This window comes from Hoskinsella mucinilytica (genome assembly GCF_045223415.1).
Classification (GTDB): domain Bacteria; phylum Bacillota_I; class Bacilli_A; order Erysipelotrichales; family Erysipelotrichaceae; genus Hoskinsella; species Hoskinsella mucinilytica.
The window spans coordinates 1-1,521 of the sequence record NZ_JBEQZJ010000100.1 but is presented as its reverse complement, the minus strand read 5'-3'; the positions used below and the strand labels follow the sequence as shown (position 1 = coordinate 1,521).

Genomic DNA, 1,521 nt, shown 5'->3' with positions numbered 1-1,521 from the left:
GGGAGTTTGACACTTTAAAAACCAAAAACATGCAAATGCCGTTTAGATATCGGCTTTTTTTTGTCAATTTGTTCTTTTTATATGTTGTATGTGTTGTATTTTTGTGGTATAATTCTTATGAAGAAGGTGATTTCCTTGAAACTTTATTATGACAAACGTTTAAGTGATCCTACCTACTATGCTCAGCAAGGGTTTAGGAACGGTAATAAAACTACTACTCGCAATGTTAAAAAATTTGGCAAACATTCTCAGCTGCTTCTTATTACGGATGATCCTCTTGCTTATGTAAAAGAAGAAATCCGTAAAATGAACGAGACCTCTAGAACTGGCAAAGTCGATTTAAACGTCACGTTCAATTTCAATGAAAAACTAACTCCTAAAAACGAGGAAATTTCTAAATCTGATCTGCTTAATATTGGTTATTTTTATATCCAATCTATCTATCAAAAACTTCATCTATCTCAGTTTTTCTCTTCTATCGTCGCTGATTCCAAGCTCACCTTCGACTGTGATGAAATCAACCGCTTTCTGACTTATGCCCGCATCCTTGATCCTGATTCTAAGTATGGAACCTTCGATAAGCTGGGAACATATTACGAAAAGCCCAACATTCCTTATCATCATATCATCCGTTTCATGGATGTCTTGAATGCTCACGGAAATGAATACATTGAACATCTCTTCCATTACAGTAGTTCTGTTGTCAAGAGAGATACTTCTGTCCTGTATTATGATTGTACGAACTATTATTTTGAAAGTGAATCATACGATGATGATATTATAGATGATGTCACTGGTGAGCTTATCAAGGGCATTCGACAGTTTGGGGTCTGTAAAGAACATAGACCAAACCCAATCGTTGAAATGGGATTGATTATGGATAGTAGAGGTATACCCGTTTCCATGTGTCTGCATCCTGGTAATACCAGTGAGCAACTGACCGCCATTCCTTTAGAAAAAGAAGTAATCAAGATGCTGGATGGCAAAAAATTCATTTATTGTGCTGATAGTGGCCTTGGCTCCTATAATATCCGTAAATTTAATTCTATGGGTGGACGTGCATTTATTGTCACGCAGTCAATCAAAAAACTTTCTGATACATTAAAACAATCCGTATTTAATGACTGTGACTATAAACTTCTGTCAAATGACCGTCCTATAACAATTGAACATATGAAATCCTTCGATCGACATAACAAGGATAACGTTGATCTATATAATGATCATGCTTATAAGATCATTAAAGCAGATAAGATTGTCGATCTGGGACTTTATGAAGAAAAAGTATATAAAAATGGGAAAATAGCTAAAGTAAAATCAAAGGCTACACTGAAACAGCATCTGATCATCACGTTTTCTAGAAAAATGATGGAATATCAGAGAACAATTAGAAATAGGCAGATTGAGCGAGCAAAGAAACTTTTAAGTTTGAAAGATCCAGAAGAGATAAAGAAAGGGCCTAACGATGTTCGCCGATTTCTAAAGAGAACAGATAAAAAAGGCAAAAAAGCAGAAGTAAAG

The 1,521-nt window shown here is 35.2% G+C and carries 1 protein-coding gene; it reads left to right on the top strand.

Going from position 1 to position 1,521, the window contains the following annotated elements; genetic code table 11:
* Positions 1-135: 135 nt before the first annotated feature.
* Positions 136-1,521, top strand: a 1,386-nt coding sequence (locus UGRO018_RS17645) for an IS1634 family transposase (RefSeq protein ID WP_463667575.1), incomplete at its 3' end; no start/stop codon positions are given.